Annotated in this window: 17 protein-coding genes; 8 read left to right on the top strand and 9 right to left on the bottom strand. The window is 61.4% G+C overall.

Annotation, left to right across the window (positions count from 1 at the left end; translation table 11 throughout):
* Positions 1-69: 69 nt before the first annotated feature.
* From fliT to HWY05_RS16120, 3 genes are all read right to left on the bottom strand, one after another.
* Positions 70-369 (bottom strand): flagellar protein FliT, encoded by a 300-nt coding sequence (gene fliT / locus HWY05_RS16130; protein ID WP_035554422.1) that lies wholly within the window; start codon positions 367-369, stop codon positions 70-72.
* A 27-nt stretch (positions 370-396) separates the two neighbouring features.
* Positions 397-1902 (bottom strand): flagellar filament capping protein FliD, encoded by a 1506-nt coding sequence (fliD, locus tag HWY05_RS16125; protein WP_035554424.1) that lies wholly within the window; start codon positions 1900-1902, stop codon positions 397-399.
* Between the two features lie 161 nt (positions 1903-2063).
* Complete coding sequence (locus HWY05_RS16120; protein WP_035554425.1) at positions 2064-3212, bottom strand: flagellin; 1149 nt, start codon at positions 3210-3212, stop codon at positions 2064-2066.
* Positions 3213-3479: 267 nt separating this feature from the next.
* On the opposite strand from HWY05_RS16120, the gene HWY05_RS16115 reads away from it, so the two are divergent.
* Positions 3480-4421, top strand: coding sequence for an aldo/keto reductase (locus tag HWY05_RS16115; protein WP_176058921.1), 942 nt, complete (start codon positions 3480-3482; stop codon positions 4419-4421).
* 360 nt (positions 4422-4781) lie between these two features.
* Entirely contained in the window at positions 4782-4994 is a 213-nt protein-coding gene (gene rpsU / locus HWY05_RS16110) for a 30S ribosomal protein S21 (protein WP_006050883.1), read from the top strand.
* A 110-nt stretch (positions 4995-5104) separates the two neighbouring features.
* On the opposite strand, the gene HWY05_RS16105 is transcribed toward rpsU, so the two are convergent.
* Together HWY05_RS16105 and HWY05_RS16100 are read right to left on the bottom strand one after the other, a co-directional pair.
* Positions 5105-5530 carry a hypothetical protein gene (locus tag HWY05_RS16105; RefSeq protein WP_176058920.1) on the bottom strand — a complete coding sequence of 142 codons (426 nt, stop codon included), beginning with the start codon at positions 5528-5530 and terminating at the stop codon, positions 5105-5107.
* Between the two features lie 139 nt (positions 5531-5669).
* The gene (locus tag HWY05_RS16100; RefSeq protein WP_035554428.1) at positions 5670-6266 is read right to left on the bottom strand and encodes a DNA-3-methyladenine glycosylase I; all 597 of its coding nucleotides are present in this window, start codon (positions 6264-6266) and stop codon (positions 5670-5672) included.
* A gap of 140 nt (positions 6267-6406) precedes the next feature.
* Between HWY05_RS16100 and HWY05_RS16095 the strand changes: the two genes are divergently transcribed.
* Both HWY05_RS16095 and HWY05_RS16090 read left to right on the top strand, forming a co-directional pair.
* The gene (locus tag HWY05_RS16095) at positions 6407-7288 is read left to right on the top strand and encodes a BadF/BadG/BcrA/BcrD ATPase family protein (protein ID WP_035554429.1); all 882 of its coding nucleotides are present in this window, start codon (positions 6407-6409) and stop codon (positions 7286-7288) included.
* Between the two features lie 220 nt (positions 7289-7508).
* Positions 7509-8330, top strand: coding sequence for a Cof-type HAD-IIB family hydrolase (locus HWY05_RS16090; RefSeq protein ID WP_176058919.1), 822 nt, complete (start codon positions 7509-7511; stop codon positions 8328-8330).
* Between the two features lie 132 nt (positions 8331-8462).
* On the opposite strand, the gene HWY05_RS16085 is transcribed toward HWY05_RS16090, so the two are convergent.
* The 3 genes from HWY05_RS16085 to aqpZ all read right to left on the bottom strand — a co-directional run bounded on the left by HWY05_RS16085 (position 8463) and on the right by aqpZ (position 10668).
* Positions 8463-8765 carry a PXPV repeat protein gene (locus HWY05_RS16085; RefSeq protein ID WP_176058918.1) on the bottom strand — a complete coding sequence of 101 codons (303 nt, stop codon included), beginning with the start codon at positions 8763-8765 and terminating at the stop codon, positions 8463-8465.
* Between the two features lie 285 nt (positions 8766-9050).
* Positions 9051-9746 (bottom strand): histidine phosphatase family protein, encoded by a 696-nt coding sequence (locus tag HWY05_RS16080; RefSeq protein ID WP_176058917.1) that lies wholly within the window; start codon positions 9744-9746, stop codon positions 9051-9053.
* A 181-nt stretch (positions 9747-9927) separates the two neighbouring features.
* Positions 9928-10668 (bottom strand): aquaporin Z, encoded by a 741-nt coding sequence (gene aqpZ / locus HWY05_RS16075; RefSeq protein WP_035554437.1) that lies wholly within the window; start codon positions 10666-10668, stop codon positions 9928-9930.
* A 292-nt stretch (positions 10669-10960) separates the two neighbouring features.
* Between aqpZ and HWY05_RS16070 the strand changes: the two genes are divergently transcribed.
* Positions 10961-11263 (top strand): H-NS histone family protein, encoded by a 303-nt coding sequence (locus HWY05_RS16070; RefSeq protein WP_035554438.1) that lies wholly within the window; start codon positions 10961-10963, stop codon positions 11261-11263.
* A 312-nt stretch (positions 11264-11575) separates the two neighbouring features.
* On the opposite strand, the gene HWY05_RS16065 is transcribed toward HWY05_RS16070, so the two are convergent.
* Positions 11576-12640: a glycosyltransferase family 4 protein gene (locus HWY05_RS16065; protein ID WP_035554440.1), complete on the bottom strand. Its 1065-nt coding sequence runs from the start codon at positions 12638-12640 to the stop codon at positions 11576-11578.
* Between the two features lie 718 nt (positions 12641-13358).
* On the opposite strand from HWY05_RS16065, the gene flhD reads away from it, so the two are divergent.
* The 3 genes from flhD (at position 13359) to motA (ending at position 15431) form a co-directional block, all read left to right on the top strand.
* Positions 13359-13679: a flagellar transcriptional regulator FlhD gene (gene flhD, locus HWY05_RS16060; RefSeq protein ID WP_035562573.1), complete on the top strand. Its 321-nt coding sequence runs from the start codon at positions 13359-13361 to the stop codon at positions 13677-13679.
* Between the two features lie 51 nt (positions 13680-13730).
* Entirely contained in the window at positions 13731-14309 is a 579-nt protein-coding gene (gene flhC, locus HWY05_RS16055; protein WP_105510118.1) for a flagellar transcriptional regulator FlhC, read from the top strand.
* Between the two features lie 261 nt (positions 14310-14570).
* Entirely contained in the window at positions 14571-15431 is an 861-nt protein-coding gene (gene motA / locus HWY05_RS16050; RefSeq protein ID WP_006050895.1) for a flagellar motor stator protein MotA, read from the top strand.
* The last annotated feature ends 9 nt before the right edge of the window (positions 15432-15440 follow it).

The following is a 15440-nucleotide window of genomic DNA, read 5'->3' as shown; positions in this document are numbered from 1 at the left end:
GGGACCCGGTGCCGGCGTCCGCTTGCCTCGCGGCAGAACGACGGCTCTCAGGTTCCGCGGTAAGTCGGCTTACATGCGCGCCATGCGCTGGTACTCGCCGGCTGCCTTGGCGCGTCCCATTGCCGCTTCGAACTCGATATGCAGTTCGTTTTGCGTCGTTTCGGCTTCCACGAGCAGCGCCGCGTCCATGGTCTGGATCTGGCGGATCTTCTGCAGCGCGGCCGGTTCCTGCTCCGCCACCAGCGACATCAGCAGCGGCGAGCGAGCTTCGATCAGGCGGGCCGCTTCCGGCCAGTCGGCCAGCGACGCCGCCTGGGTGATTTCCTGTGTCATCGACAGCAGGCGGTCGACCAATTCCGTCTGGTTCATGGTGTGCGCGTCCTTTCTGCCCGACCGTTACTGGCTGTTGGCGGTGGCCAGCGCACCGGCGCTGTTGGCGCCACCGAACAGGGCGGTCAGGTATTGCGAGTTGCTGTTTGCACTCGCCATTAACGTGTTCAGCGCCGTGAACTGCGCCTGATACTGGCTCGTCAACTGCGCCGTGTAGTCGGCGAGCGCGCTTTGCTGCGAGGCGACGCTCTTCAGATCGGTGTTCAGCCCGGTGTTCTGGGTGTCGATGATGCCGCCGGTCTGCGTGAACGTCGTGATGTCGTTGTTCAACTGCGCGGCAATGCCGGTGGTCGAGTTGAACAGCGAGGCGACCGTTGCCGGGTTGGCCGTCAGCGCGGTGGTCAGTGTCGGGCTGTCGACCACCAGGGTGCCGTCCGCCGGATCGTCTTTCAGCGTGATGCCGATCGACGCCAGCGTCGTGCCGGTGCTGCCCGAGCCGACCGCGCCGCCGACCACCGAGGCCAGTGCGTTCTGGATTGTCAGCAGCGTCGAGTCGCCCAGCAGCGGGCCTTGCGACGATGACGACGAGTTATACGAGGTGAGCGTGGCCATCGTCGTGACGACGGTGTTGTACAGGCTCACGAAGTTGTTGATCGCGCTGCTTTCCGCCGTCGTGTCCGGCGTAACGTTCAGCGTCTGCGACGTGCTGACGGCCGCCGCCGACAGATTCAGCGTGACGCCCGAAATGGCGCTCGTTACCGAGTTGCTTGCGCTGGTCGCGGCGATGCCGTTGATCGAGAACTCCGCGTCCTGCGCGAAGGTGCTTTGCGACCAGGCGCTGCTCGTATTCGCCGAGGTAATGGTCGACTGACCGCCCGTCGTGCTGGCCGTCGACGTCACGCCGAGGCTCGACAGCCCGTTGTCGCTCGTGACGTTGGTCGTCACGTTGATCACGTTGGCCGCGCCGCTGTTCGCCGAGCGCAGCACGAGGTGAGCGCCGTCCGTGCCGGTCACGACGGTAGCCGTCACGCCGGGGTTGCCGCTGGCGCCGTTGATCGCGGCCGCAATGCCGGACAGCGTGTTGTTGGTGCTGTCGATGTTGACGTTCACCGTCTGGCTGCCGAGCCCGATCGTCAACGTGCCCGTGCCGAGTTGCGTGGTCGCGCCGAACGCCGCCGACGACAACGCCTGCGAACCGGCGATCTGTTGCACGGCAACCGTATAGCTGCCGGCCACGGCGCCCTTGCCGGCCGTAGCGGTCAGGCCGGTGCCGCTGGCGGTGGCGGTGAACGTGGACAACGTCGAACCGCTCGCCAGCCCGGCGATGCCGGATTGGAGTGCGCTCAACGCGGCGCTCAGTGCGCCGTACGCGGAGAGTTTGGTGTTGTCGCTGGTTTGTTGCGCCGTCAACGCCGCGGCTTGTCCCGCGGTCTTGGCGTTCACGAGTGCCGTGACGAGCGTCGACACGTCCATCGACGAATTGCCTGTCGAGCCGCTGATGATCGACTGAGCGGCCGACTGCAGCGCAGCGTTAGCGCTCGCTGTAGAAGACGTGGTTGAGATCGAGGACATGCAGAGGCTCCAGGCGTCTAGGAATCTGAAATTGGGTAGTGCGGGATGCTACAGCATCGGGTGTTGCAAATGCACATCGGGAGGCGAGCCTCCCGTTGCTTGAAACCCGACTGCGCGCCGTCTCCTGATAGCGCGGCGCGCAGCCGGTATTACGTCAGCTCTTATTGCAGGAGCTTCAGAACTTGCTGCGGGTTCGAGTTAGCTTGCGCCAACACCGAGATACCAGCTTGTTGCAGCACTTGCGCCTTGCTCAGGTTCGCCGTTTCTTGCGCGAAGTTGGCGTCCGTGATTTGCGACTGTGCCGACGACAGGTCGGTCGACTCAGCTTGCTGCGACGTGGCGATTGCCGTGAAGCGGTTTTGCGCGGCGCCCAGCGATGCTTGCAGGTTGTTGACCGTTTGCAGAGCGTTGTCGATGGAGACCATCGCTTCGTTCGCGCCGGTCACCGTGCCGATGTTCAGGCCCGAAACCGTCGGCGGGTTGTTGATCGCGTTGATCTGCGCAACCGATGCCGTTGCCACGCCCGAAGCCGTTGCACCCATTGCCGTCGCCAGCGTGGTGTTCAGCGTCAGGTTGGTGACCGCCGTGCCCGTACCCGCGGCAGTGCCTGCCGAGAAAATGTTGGAAACCGCGCCCGACGAGATCGCCTGGTTGTTCTGGTCCGTGAACGTGTAACCACCCTTGCCGTCCGACAGAACGTTCACCGAGGTGATCGTTGCGCCCGTGCTGGTGTACGTACCGGTCGAATCCGTGCTGATCGCAACCGTGCCGACCGTTTGACCGGTTTGCACCAGGCCGCCGCCGATCTTCGCTGCCGACATCGACTGGCTCAGGTTCAGGCTGATCGTCTGACCGACGTTCGCGCCGACCTGGAACGTCACGCTACCCGCCGAGCCGTCCAGAATGTTCGTGCCGTTGTACGTCGTTTGCGACGCGATACGGTTCACTTCCTGGATCTGTGCCGAAACTTCCTGTTGCAGTGCTGCCTGGTCGCTCGACGACAGCGTGCCGGTCGACGCTTGCACGGCCAACTGGCGAATACGTTGCAGGCTGGCGGTCAGCGATGACAGTGCGCTCGACGCGGTTTGAATCATCGACACGCCGTCGTTGGCGTTCGACACGCCTTGATTCAGACCGTTGATCTGCGTTTGCATACGCGTCGAGATCGCCAGACCTGCTGCATCGTCGGCCGCGCTGTTGATCCGCTTACCCGACGACAAACGCGTGATGGCTTGCGAGAGGGCGCTTTGCGAGCCATTAAGGTTTTGCTGTGCAACCAGCGAGTTGATGTTGCTATTGATTCCGAGCATGAAAATCTCCTAAATAAGCCTTGAGCCCAATACGCCACGTTGGCATCGGCGGAAGCACTCGTTCATTGCTGGCCGCCTCAGTGAAGGTTGACGGCGCGTTAAAAAAAAACTTGAGGCAATTTGTTCGAAGTCTTCCCAATTGTTTTACCGGCGCGACACCGTGCGAAACCGCTGGGAGGCGCTTGCAGCCTTGCTCGGCGCGCTCACTGCAGGTATTGAAAAGAGGGCGTATTCTCGTTTTTTCTTGTAACAAACTCGGGAGAAATCATGCAGAAACGCAAGGTTGGAAGATCCGAATTGCAGGTCGCGCCGCTCATGTTTGGCGGCAATGTTTTCGGCTGGACCGCGGATGAAGCGACCTCGTTTTCCATTCTGGATGCGTTCGTCGACGCCGGTCTCGACTTCATCGATACCGCCGACGTCTACTCCGCGTGGGTGCCGGGCAACCGGGGCGGCGAGTCGGAGACCATCATCGGCAAGTGGTTCCGGCAGAGCGGCAAGCGCGACCGGATCGTGCTGGCGACCAAGGTCTCTAAGCATCCGCAGCGTCTGGGGTTGTCGGCGGCCAACATTCAGGCAGCGGTCGAAGATTCGCTGCGACGCCTGCAAACGGATTACATCGACATCTATTTTTCCCACGACGACGACACGGCCACACCGCTCGCCGAAACGCTCGGTGCTTATCAGAGGCTGATCGAGGCCGGCAAGGTGCGGGTGATCGGCGCGTCGAACTATGGCGGCGCGCGGATCGAGGCGGCGCTGGCGGTGTCCCGTCAGCACGGACTGCCCGAATATCAGCTGCTGCAGCCGGAGTACAACCTGTATGATCGCGCCGCGTATGAACGCGACATCGAACCGGTCGCATTGGCCAATCAGCTCGGGGTGGTCGTGTACTACAGCCTGGCGAGCGGCTTTCTGTCCGGTAAATATCGATCGACGACGGATCTGGCGAACAAGGTGCGCGGCGGCCGCGTCGAAAAGTATCTGAACGAACGCGGCTTGCGGATTCTCGGCGCGCTCGACCGGGTCGCCGACCAGCATGGCAGTACGCCGGCCACCGTCGCCCTAGCTTGGTTGATCGCGCGGCCCAGCGTGACGGCGCCGATTGCTAGCGCGACCTCGGTCGAGCAGCTGAAAAGCCTCGTGGCGGCCGTCCACCTGATGCTCACTGGCGCCGATATTCGCGAGCTGGACGAGGCGAGTGCGTGACGCTCGGATGGCCTGGCGCAATCGCTAAACCCCTGGTAGGATGGAGAGTTTCCTGATATCATCGGGAGTGAATTGAGATCTTTGCCTGTTCCGTCAATGTTTTTCGTTGATGAAAGGTTGGCGAAACGGCAACAGACGCGGCTTTTTGCATTAACGTCTGTCCGCGTTCGGCGGTGAACTCCCCACCTCTCTTTTCCGGCCTCCGTGGCCGCTTTGCCTCTCGTTTCATTCGTGGTTTGGCCGGGTTCTGCCCGCGTTTGCCTGTTACTGGCCATGAATCGAAACGACCGGAGGGCCGGCGCGTGAGCGGTTTCCCGCCACGCAAATTAACCCGTATCAAGTGATTGATTTAGGAATTACATGACGACGATTCTTCTGAAGGAAAACGAGCCGTTCGAAGTGGCGATTCGCCGCTTTCGTCGCGCAATCGAAAAGAATGGCCTGATCGCTGAACTGCGTGAGCGCCAATCGTACGAAAAGCCGACTACGGCACGTAAGCGCAAGAAGGCTGCTGCTGTGAAGCGCCTGCACAAGCGCCTGCGCAGCCAGATGCTGCCGAAAAAGCTGCACTAAGCACGCTTTTTTAGCACGGCCGAACGGCGGTGTGAGCTTCGAAAGAAGCCACATCGCCGTTTTGCTTTTGGGGCTTTTGAAAGCCTTTTGAGGGCAGTCGTTTTGGGGGATTAAGCGGCGCTTTTCAGTCGCTCGGCTGACAGGCTGAATTGGACGGCGATCGAGCTCAATCGCTCGTGCCATTCCCAGGTGCCGAACACGTCGTGGACGTTCTGCAGGCAACTGAGCAGGTCGATGGTGGTTGGATCGTAGACATTGAGGCGCGCGCGCAGCAGCGCCTTCTTCAGCGCCGATACGCCCACGTCCATGTAAGCGGGCACCTGCACGGGCGTTTTGCCGATGTAGCGCACGGGAATGCCTTCCATCGCGCTCATGTAGTCGAGCGGCTTGATGAAGCTGCCGACCGGACAGCCGCCGCAATAACCGCGGTAGGCGCCACCGCCGCGCGGCAACAGCGCCGCGCGCTTCTGGCCGAGCAGATGACTCACGGCCTGGTCGAAAATATCCTGATGCGTCAGGAAGCTAAGCGTTTTCATGGTTGGTCTCCCACGCGTTCCGCAGCGGTTATTCGTTGTTAGTGCGCATGACGATCAGTATCAGGCGCGCACCGATTAACGAAGCCCCGACTAGCGTGACGAAAGACCCTCAATTCGCGGGTTTGGCGCGTGGGCCGCTTCAACTTGCCTTGCGGTTGCGTCCCTTCTTGCCAAGCGCCGCGCATTGCGCGCGGCACATGCAACCCGTCTCGTGGTCGTTCACCATGCCGACCGCCTGCATGAACGCATAGCAGATGGTCGATCCGACAAACTTGCAGCCGTAGCGTTTGAGTGCCTTGCTGAGCGCGTCCGAAACTTCAGTCGACGCCGGCGCCTGCTTATACGAAGCCCAATCGTTCTGGATGGGCGTCTGATCCACGAACGACCATACGAAGTTCGCCAGCGAGCCGTGCTCGCTCTGAATCTGCTGCACGGCGCGCGCATTGGTGATCGCCGCTTCGATCTTGCCGCGATGGCGCACGATGCTTTCGTCCGTGACCAGCGCCTCCACGTGTTTCGGCGTAAAGCGGGCAACCTTGTCGATATCGAAATCGACGAAAGCGCGGCGGTAGCCGGTCCGTTTATTGAGAATCGTCGACCACGACAAGCCCGCCTGCGCGCCTTCCAGCACCAGCATCTCGAACAGATGCTGGTCGTCGCGCGAGGGCACGCCCCATTCGGTGTCGTGATAGTGTGCGAGCGATTCGCTCGACGCCCAGTTGCATCGCTGTGTCACGGTCGTGCTCCTGCGTTGTCATGTCGCCCGCCAGCATAGCCGAAGCCGCATGCGGCGCAAGCTGGCCATTCGGCCGATTGCGGGATTGAATCGGACCTGCCACGCTACGCGTTATTCACCTTCTGAACTCTTTTAATTCGATGAACCAAGACCTCTTTCTGATCGGCGTTGACGGCGGCGGTAGCGGCACGCGTGTGGTGCTCGGCGACGCGCAGGGCCGCGAACTGGCGCAGGCGGCAAGCGGGCCGTCGGGTTTGGGGCTGGGCGTCGAGCGCGCGTGGCAATCTATCGCGGCCGGTTGCGGTGACGCATTCGCGAGCGCCGGGATCGCGCTCGACTGGTCGCGCTGCGTGCTGGGCTGTGGTTTGGCAGGGGTCAACAATCGCGAATGGCTCGCCGCGTTTCGCGCGCAGGCGCCCGCTGTGGCGGGGCTCGCGGTAGAAAGCGACGCCTACACCACGTTACTCGGCGCGCACGGCGGCGCGCATGGCGTGATCGTCGCGCTGGGCACCGGCAGCGTGGCGGCTGCGCTCCACAGCGACGGCGAATGCCGCATCATCGGTGGCTTCGGCTATCCGTCGGGCGACGAGGCGAGCGGTGCGTGGCTCGGCCTGCGCGCCATCGTGCATGCGCAGCAATCGCTCGACGGGCGCGCACCCCGCGACGATCTCGCGCAGGCGCTGCTTGCCCACACCGGCGCGCATGACCGCGACAGCCTGGTCGTCTGGCTTTGCGAGGCCAATCAGACCGCTTATGCGAGACTCGCGCCGATTGTCATCGCGCATCGCACGCATCCGTTTGCGGCGCGTCTGCTCGATGAGGCGGGTGTTGAAGTGGGCAAGATGATCGCTGCGCTGGATTCCTCGGCGAGCCTGCCGGTTGCCTTGTGCGGTGGCCTTGGCGCACCTCTGCGCGAGCATGTGCCGCAGGCTTACCAGGCAAGGTTGCGCGAACCGTTGGCCGACTCAGCGCATGGTGGCTTGCAACTGGCGCAGCGCGAAGCCCAGCGCATTGCCCGTTGAATTCGCCGGTTAAGCGCGCCGGTTAAACTCGCCCGCTGAGTTCGCCGGCTAAGCCCGCTGGCTTAAGCTCGCCAGGTGAGTCTACAAGCTGAACGCGCCGGCTACGTTTGCGCGGCAGAATGCGCCTGCTAACTTTGGCCGCCGGCCGTGAAGACCAAAGCCGCGACTTCGTCAGGCAACGGTAAAATACGCGCTTCGACGCTGCCCGGTTGCTCACACCATGTACAAAGTCATTGCCACGGATCTCGACGGCACTCTGCTCAACGCGGATCATCAGGTGGACCCGTTCACGGTCGCCACCGTGCGCAAGCTGGAAAGCGACGGGCTGCACTTCGTGATTGCAACGGGCCGTCACTATTGCGACGTCGCGGGTATTCGCGACGTGCTGGGCATCAGCCCGTATCTGATTACGTCGAACGGCGCGCGCATTCATGCGCCGGACAACACGGTGATCCACGCCGACGACCTGCCGCCGGCAATCGTGCAGCGCCTCGTGCAGCCGGAAATCGTCGGCGAGCATGGCCGCGTCATCGTCAACCTGTTCGCCGATCAGGCGTGGTTGATCGATCGCGATGCGCCGGATCTGTTGAAATTCCATCAGGATTCCGGCTTCACCTACGAGGTGACCGATCTGCCGAAACACGACGGCGCTGACATCGCGAAGGTTCTCTATATCGGCGACCCCGCCGATCTCGCGCAAGTCGCAACGAACCTCGCGCGCGAATTCGGCGACGCGTTGTACGTCACGTATTCGCTGCCGGACTGCCTGGAGGTGATGACGTCGAACGTATCGAAGGGACGTGCGTTGCAGATCGTGCTCGGGCGCCTCGGCGTCAATGCCGCGCAGTGCGTGGCGTTCGGCGACAACATGAACGACATCGACCTGCTGGAGACGGCGGGCCATCCGTTCATGATGAACAACGCCAATCCGGATCTCATCACGCGCCTGCCGAACGTGCCGCGTATCGGCAACAATTTCGAGGCGGGCGTTGCGCACCATCTGCGCAAGCTTTTCTCGCTCAACGACGAGTTGATGTCGTGAGCTGAAATGAAACCGGCCCGGTTCCAGTTTCATGGAAGCGGGCCGGTTTCGGACGCGAGCCGTTTGAAAACCCCGTGCAGCACGCGCTCAGTGATTCAGCGGCATCGTAGGGCGCGTTACCGCGCCGAACCATCAGCCGTGCCATCCACCGCGGTAACCGCCGCGATCGTCATGGCCCCCGCGTCGGTCGTTGTGATCCCAGCCACGCTCATACCGGTGGTCATGGCGATAGTAATCGCCGCGATCATAGCGATGGTCCCATCCGCCATTGCGGTAGTAGACCGGTTGCGGCGCTGCGTAGACCGGAGCGGGCTGCGCATAAACCGGTGCGCCGAGCGACAGGCCGATGTTCAGATCCGCATGCGCTTGCGCGACACCGCATACGCCGACCGCGAGTCCGGCGGCAACCAGCAAGTGAGTGACGATGCGTTTCATGTTGTTCTCCTGTGAGGCGACGAGTGTTTGTCGCACAGGACCAATGTACGCATGCCGGCACGCGGTGACTGCGACGAGATGTTACGGACTGCAAGCATCTTCACAGGGTTGAAAGCTCACTGAAGCTTGGTCTACAACCCACCTCGCTGCATGATCGCTTCAGTCAACTACCTGTTCCATAAGCGATTTCAGCACGTCGACGAATGAAGAATCACGTCGGCGCAAAGATTGGCCAGAAACCTGGCCGCCGAGCCCGTAATCGCGACTTACATCTGTATTACCGAATTAATCCGCCGCGTTCGTGGAAGCCGCCGATGCCGCCGCCGACGGCGCGCCGGGCAACGCCGCACACGGGCAATCGGTAGAACGCCCATCAAGCCCCTGGCGGTCATGCTTGAAGCTCGCCTGGGCAACGCCGTTCTGCCAGTTGAGGCGAACAATGTAAATACTGTCGAAGTCGTCGCTCTTCCAGTTCGGGACATCGGCGGGATTGCCGCCATGCGTGCTCAACATTTGCCGCAACAGCTTAACGATCAGCTTGTGCTCCCAGGCGACGACGATCAGCTTGCCGCGATTGTCGGGATTCACGAGCGCGGTACTCAACTGGTCGATCTGTGCAAACCCATACGGCGTTTGTACGGGCATCTGGAATTGAATGGCGGTCGGCTCGATCGTGGCGAGCGGCCGGATGTAGTAGTAAGGGTGGCCGCTGTCGTCTTTCTGCTGGCCGGGATCGGGCGCGTAGATCGCGTCCGGTTTGCCGAACTTGGCTGCGATCACTGCCGGCAAAGCCAGCGCCCGATTCAACCCCTGGCAATTGAGTTGCCCGTAGCCCGCTGCAGGTTTCTCGCCGTGCCGCACGAACACGAGCGTTTCGGTTTGGCCGTCGGCTGCATGCGCATTGGGTAGCGCTAGCGCGGCGGCGCACAAACCGCCGATCAAGAGTGCGATGCCATGCAGGAATCCGCGGAAACGGTTCATCGGTCGTACCTGTGCGAGCTTGGGAAGTCGCACGATTCTAGCAGCGGACTTTCAGCGCGGCCTTCGACGAATATCGTTCGGCACACAGGGTTGAAACCGCAACGAAGCGAACCGAAACGCTAAAAAACGAAATGGGCACCGAGGCGCCCGCTCAACCTGCTCGCTCAACCGCATCTACCTATCAGTCGACCGCCAGCGTCGTCGAATTGCCGCGCCGGTTTTCGGCGATGACCGGATACAGCACGCCCGCGATCACCGCGCCGAGGATCGGCGCCACCCAGAACAGCCAAAGCTGATCCATTGCCGCCCCGCCGACGAACAGTGCCGGCCCGGTCGAGCGTGCCGGATTGACCGACGTGTTGGTGACCGGAATCGAGATCAGATGGATCAGCGTCAGACAGAGGCCGATGGCGATCGGTGCGAAGCCGGCCGGCGCGCGCTTGTCCGTTGCGCCGAGAATGACGAACAGGAAGAAGCCGGTCATGACCACTTCGCAGATAAACGCCGCCACGAGCGAATAGTGGCCCGGCGAGCGCTCGCCGTAGCCATTGCTGGCAAAGCCGCTAGCCACGAGGTCGAAACCGGGCTTGCCCGACGCGATTAGCGACAGCACCAGTGCGCCGAGCACGGCGCCGACCACCTGCGCGACGATATACGACGGCAAGTCACGCGCCGGAAAGCGCCCAGCGACCGTCAAACCAACGCTCACCGCCGGATTCAGATGGCAGCCGGAAATGTGGCCGATCGCATAAGCCATGGTCAGCACGGTCAACCCGAATGCGAACGCCACGCCCACGAAGCCAATACCGAGGCCATGAACCGGGCCGGCGAAGTTGGCGGCGAGCACCGCGCTCCCGCAGCCTCCGAGCACGAGCCAGAAGGTGCCGAAGAGCTCGGCGGCTAGGCGTTTTGACAACGGCATGGTCGGTAATCCTAAAAAGAATGGCGCTTTACACGGCACAGATGAGACAAGCCGCGGCTAGATGTTTGAGCGCGCAATTCTAGGGAAGGACAGCCAGAATGGGTGTCAAGAATTGTCAAAAGTGGAGTCTGATTTACCTATTATTACCGGATAAAGATGGCGTTTTACAATTCATCGAAGCTTAATAATTATCAGAGGATATCTTCCTAAATCGGTATTATTGGCCATTGCGAATTTTTATAATTGCAGTTAGTCTGCGAGCGAATGAGTTCTAGAAAAGGGGAGAACCGGAATGTCACAATACGCAGATCTCAAGGCGCAGATCGCCAAATTGCAGGCGCAAGCAGAAGAAGCGCGCCGTACTGAAATCGACAATGTTGTCGCCGACATCCGCCAAAAGATCGCTGAATACGGTCTGAGTGCGCAAGACCTGGGCTTTGCGGTCGCCGCACGGCGCGGACGCCCGCCCAAGAAGGCGCCGTTGCCGGCGAAATACCAGGATCCCAAATCGGGCAATACGTGGAGCGGCCGCGGCAAACCGCCTAAGTGGATTGCTGGCAAGAATCGCGAGCGTTTTCTGATTGGCGCGGCGTGAGTCTATTTGCGGCCCGACGAAAGCAAACTGAAGGTTAGTCGGCAATCGGACTTATTGGCCGTACACGAATCCGGTATGGGAGCGTATCCATACCGGCATTAAAAAGCCGCCCGGGGAGGCGGCTTTTTCTGCAAAAGAGGTGGGATAACTCTGACTTCCCGACCGCGCAAACGATTCACATGGTGAATTGACTGCCAATTTGACCAGAAAATGGGAAAGCGGCGTAAGCGGGCGGGGGCCACGCTTAAACGCCGCTAAAGCATGAGACATAAGCCGCTTGTCCCACGCTATTCACCTCATTCAACCTGGCGCTCAGCCCACCGCCACCTGGCGCAGCATCGGTCGGCGGGTCGCTTCGATCAGTGCCGAATAGCCATCCACATAGTTCTGCGCCATCGTTTTCGAACTAAAGCGGCGTTCGAATTGCGCGCGAATCTCAGTACGCGACAACTCGTCCAGACGCTGCAGCGCGGCCACCGCGCCTTGCACGTCCTCGACGATATAGCCGGTCACGCCGTGGTCGATCACTTCCGGCACCGAACCGCGGTTGAACGCGATCACCGGCGTGCCGCAGGCCATCGACTCGATCATCACGAGGCCGAACGGCTCCGACCAGTCGATCGGGAACAGCAGCGCCTTGGCGCCCGACAGGAACTCCGGTTTCTGCGCCTCGTTGATCTCGCCGACGAACTCCACGTGCGCCATCGACAGCAGCGGCTCGATCTCGCGTTTGAAGTATTCCTGGTCGACCTTGTCCACCTTGGCGGCGATCTTCAGCGGCAAACCGCTTTGTGCAGCGATCTTGATAGCTGTATCGACGCGCTTCTCCGGGCAAATTCGGCCGAGGAACGCCAGGTATTCCGGCTTCTTGTGCGCCTGCGGCGTCAGCAACTGATCCGGCAAGCCGTGGTAAATCGTGTTCAGCCAGTTGGCTTGCGGCAACGGCAGGCGCTGCGAATCGGAAATCGACACCACCGGTACGTTGGAGAACGCGTCGAACACCGGTTGCAGTTCCGGCAAGTCGAGGCGGCCGTGCAGCGTGGTCACGAACGGCGTGTCCATGGTCGTGAACAGCGGGAACGGCATGTAGTCGAGGTGAAAGTGCAGCACGTCGAACTCGTGCGCGACCTTACGGACCTTTTCCATCATCAGCACGTGCGGAGCCAACGCGTCGCGGATCGTCGGATCGAGACGCAGTGCGCGCGGCCAGCAGGCGTCGAGGTTCGCGGACGTGACCGAGTCGCCGCTCGCAAACAGCGTGACATCGTGACCGAGGTCGACCAGCGCTTCGGTCAGGTACGACACGACGCGTTCGGTGCCGCCATAGAGTTTCGGCGGGACGGCTTCATACAACGGCGCAATTTGGGCGATTCGCATGCGTTTCTCCTGTTCATATCGGCTTCGCACAGCAATGCTCGGGTCGAGCGAAGCGCGAATGCCTGTCGGACGGTTGGGCGCGGTAAGCCGCCGCCCGGGGGTGCTCCGAACCTGCATCGGGTAATCCCTTAGCGTCCATTATCGGGATCGGCCGAGCGAATTCGAGTTATTTTTCAAACGCTTAATGTTGTTACAGCGCGAAACATGGTGCGTTACAGGTCGGCTGGACGCTCACCGTGGGCATTCAGCCGATCGTCGCGGCACGTAATGAAACGCTGCGCAGCCTCCAGCAAGGCGCGCGCCTGACGGCTGGAGCGCAATACCTACGCGCCTGCGTAAGGACGCGTTGCGCTGAAGTGAAATGGTCTTATAATTCTTTTTCACCGCTGCAAAGGTGCGGATTCAGAGTCGCTCAAGGCTCACCATTCAGTCCGTACCCGTCTCCAGGCGAGTATTCAAAGCGCATTGCAAACCGCAAATTGCGCGCATACCGCGCCAACTCTCTCCCTCGCGCACGGCCCTGTGTAGGAATTATTCCTACACGAATGACGGATTAATCCGTCAGACAGGCTGGGTGTCTGTCCGATTTTCGTCCGCCGCCCCTTTCGAGACAATGTGCGCAAGACCAGAAACGAGCCGATTCGTGCGGTTGGGGTGCGCGCGTTCGAGCAAACGTTTCCGTAACGGCCTGACCAGCCAGATTTACCCCGGGGGAATCATGAGCGCGACAAGCGAAATGCTCAATGAGATCAGAGAAGTCAACCTGTCGTATCTCCTGCTAGCGCAGCGATTGCTGCGCGAAGACAAGCCGATGGGCATGTTTCGCATGGGGATTTCGGACCAGTTAGCCGATGTGCTCGCCAGTTTGTCTCTGGCGCAGACCGTGAAGCTGGCGGCGTCCAATCAGGTGTTGTGCCGTTTCCGTTTCGACGACCATGCCGTGCTGTCCGCGCTCGCGGACAAAGGCAAAACCAGCGCCGTGGCTCAGGCGCATTCCGCGATCCTGATGGCTAGCCAGCCAGTCGAGCAACTCGGCTGATGGCAGCTCGCATGTCAAACCACGCGATCAGGACGGGAGATTGGCACACGGATGGCCTATAAAAGTGTGGTGCTCGAAGTCAGGGAAATCACCCTGGCCATCGAACTGATTGAACTGGGCGCGCGCCTGCAATTGCTGGAAGCGGAAACCAGTCTGTCGCGCGACCGGCTCATCAAGCTGTACAAGGAATTGAAAGGGGTGTCGCCACCCAAGGGCATGTTGCCGTTTTCGACCGACTGGTTCATGACCTGGCAGCCGAACTTTCACTCCTCGCTGTTCTACAACATCTACCGTTTCATGGCCGGCCACGGCGGTTGCCAGACGATCCAGTCGATCGTGAAAAGCTACCGGCTGTATCTGGAACATGTCCAGTTGCACGACGACGAGCCGGTGCTCAGCCTCACGCGGGCGTGGACGCTGGTGCGCTTCTTCGATTCCGGCATGCTGCAAATGACCGCCTGCTGCCGTTGCGGGGGACATTTTGTCGCGCACGCACACGATCCGCAGCATGCGTTCGTCTGCGGGCTGTGCCAGCCGCCGTCGCGGGCCGGTAAGACAAAGAAATTCGCCGACGCCAAGAAATTCGCCGACGCTCGCGCCCGCGAGAACCTTGCCGCGCTCGAAGCCTGAGTCGTGGCGGCTACGGGCGGCCAACACAGCCACCCCGGCCGCCACAGCCGCCCGCGGCACGCCGACGCACCCCGCGCCGGCCGCTTCCCTATCCGGCGGACCCTCCGGTCCGCCCGTCCCGCGCCGACCCTTGCCGGGTCTGGCGCACCCGACTCTGGTTTACACCGGAGCGACGAGCCGCTTTTCCACCAAAGTTTTCTGCTCCGTTGCCGTAAACCAGATTAACGACGGTCACCGTCGCTTCTTTGTGAGGGCTCGGCAGTGCTGATTTTCGTGGGAACTCTCGTGACGCTGTTGTCCGTTTTCGGCGGTTACGCGCTGGAAGGCGGCCATCTTGGCGCGCTGCTGCAGCCTGTTGAAGTGCTGATGATCGTCGGTGCCGGCGTCGGCGCGTTCATTCTCGGCAACGGAATGAAGACGATCAAGGCGACGCTGCGTGTCATTCCAACCCTGTTCAAGGGCGCGAAGTACAACAAGGACGTCTACATGGAGTTGATGGCGCTCCTCTACGTCCTGCTCGCCAAGGCGCGCAAGGAAGGCACGCTGACGCTGGAAGCGGACATCGACGATCCGTCGAAGAGTCCGATCTTCACGCAATACCCGAAGATTCTCGCCGACCATCACATCATCGAATTCCTGACCGACTACCTGCGCTTGATGGTGGGCGGCAACATGAATGCGTTCGAGATCGAAAGTCTGATGGACGAGGAAATCGAAACGCATCACCAGGAAGGCGAGGCGCCCGCGCACGCGCTGAACAAGGTCGGCGACGCCATGCCGGCGTTCGGGATCGTGGCCGCGGTGATGGGCGTGGTGCACACCATGGCCTCGGCCGACAAGCCGCCCGCGGTGCTTGGCGAGATGATCGCGCAGGCGTTGGTCGGCACCTTCCTCGGGATTCTGCTCTCGTACGGGCTGATCGGGCCGCTCGCGAGCGTCGCTGAACAGCGCGTGACCGAGTCGACCAAGATGTTCCAGTGCATCAAGGTGACGATTCTGGCCAGCCTGAACGGTTACGCCCCGGCAATCGCCGTCGAATTCGGCCGCAAGGTGCTCTTCTCGACCGAGCGCCCGTCGTTCGCCGAACTCGAAGAGCACGTGCGCCGCGTCAAGGCCAAGTAAAGGGCGCCG

It is taken from the genome of Paraburkholderia sp. BCC1876 (assembly GCF_902833695.1).
Classification (GTDB): domain Bacteria; phylum Pseudomonadota; class Gammaproteobacteria; order Burkholderiales; family Burkholderiaceae; genus Paraburkholderia.
The sequence above is the reverse complement of the archived record's forward strand: the minus strand, read 5'-3'. Positions and strand labels throughout refer to the sequence as shown.

Coding starts and splice junctions, on each gene's coding strand:
- fliT (WP_035554422.1), bottom strand. CDS start 369: ATGAACCAGACGGAATTGGTCGACCGCCTGCTGTCGATGACACAGGAA.
- fliD (WP_035554424.1), bottom strand. CDS start 1,902: ATGTCCTCGATCTCAACCACGTCTTCTACAGCGAGCGCTAACGCTGCG.
- HWY05_RS16120 (WP_035554425.1), bottom strand. CDS start 3,212: ATGCTCGGAATCAATAGCAACATCAACTCGCTGGTTGCACAGCAAAAC.
- HWY05_RS16115 (WP_176058921.1), top strand. CDS start 3,480: ATGCAGAAACGCAAGGTTGGAAGATCCGAATTGCAGGTCGCGCCGCTC.
- rpsU (WP_006050883.1), top strand. CDS start 4,782: ATGACGACGATTCTTCTGAAGGAAAACGAGCCGTTCGAAGTGGCGATT.
- HWY05_RS16105 (WP_176058920.1), bottom strand. CDS start 5,530: ATGAAAACGCTTAGCTTCCTGACGCATCAGGATATTTTCGACCAGGCC.
- HWY05_RS16095 (WP_035554429.1), top strand. CDS start 6,407: ATGAACCAAGACCTCTTTCTGATCGGCGTTGACGGCGGCGGTAGCGGC.
- HWY05_RS16090 (WP_176058919.1), top strand. CDS start 7,509: ATGTACAAAGTCATTGCCACGGATCTCGACGGCACTCTGCTCAACGCG.
- HWY05_RS16085 (WP_176058918.1), bottom strand. CDS start 8,765: ATGAAACGCATCGTCACTCACTTGCTGGTTGCCGCCGGACTCGCGGTC.
- HWY05_RS16080 (WP_176058917.1), bottom strand. CDS start 9,746: ATGAACCGTTTCCGCGGATTCCTGCATGGCATCGCACTCTTGATCGGC.
- aqpZ (WP_035554437.1), bottom strand. CDS start 10,668: ATGCCGTTGTCAAAACGCCTAGCCGCCGAGCTCTTCGGCACCTTCTGG.
- HWY05_RS16070 (WP_035554438.1), top strand. CDS start 10,961: ATGTCACAATACGCAGATCTCAAGGCGCAGATCGCCAAATTGCAGGCG.
- HWY05_RS16065 (WP_035554440.1), bottom strand. CDS start 12,640: ATGCGAATCGCCCAAATTGCGCCGTTGTATGAAGCCGTCCCGCCGAAA.
- flhD (WP_035562573.1), top strand. CDS start 13,359: ATGAGCGCGACAAGCGAAATGCTCAATGAGATCAGAGAAGTCAACCTG.
- flhC (WP_105510118.1), top strand. CDS start 13,731: ATGGCCTATAAAAGTGTGGTGCTCGAAGTCAGGGAAATCACCCTGGCC.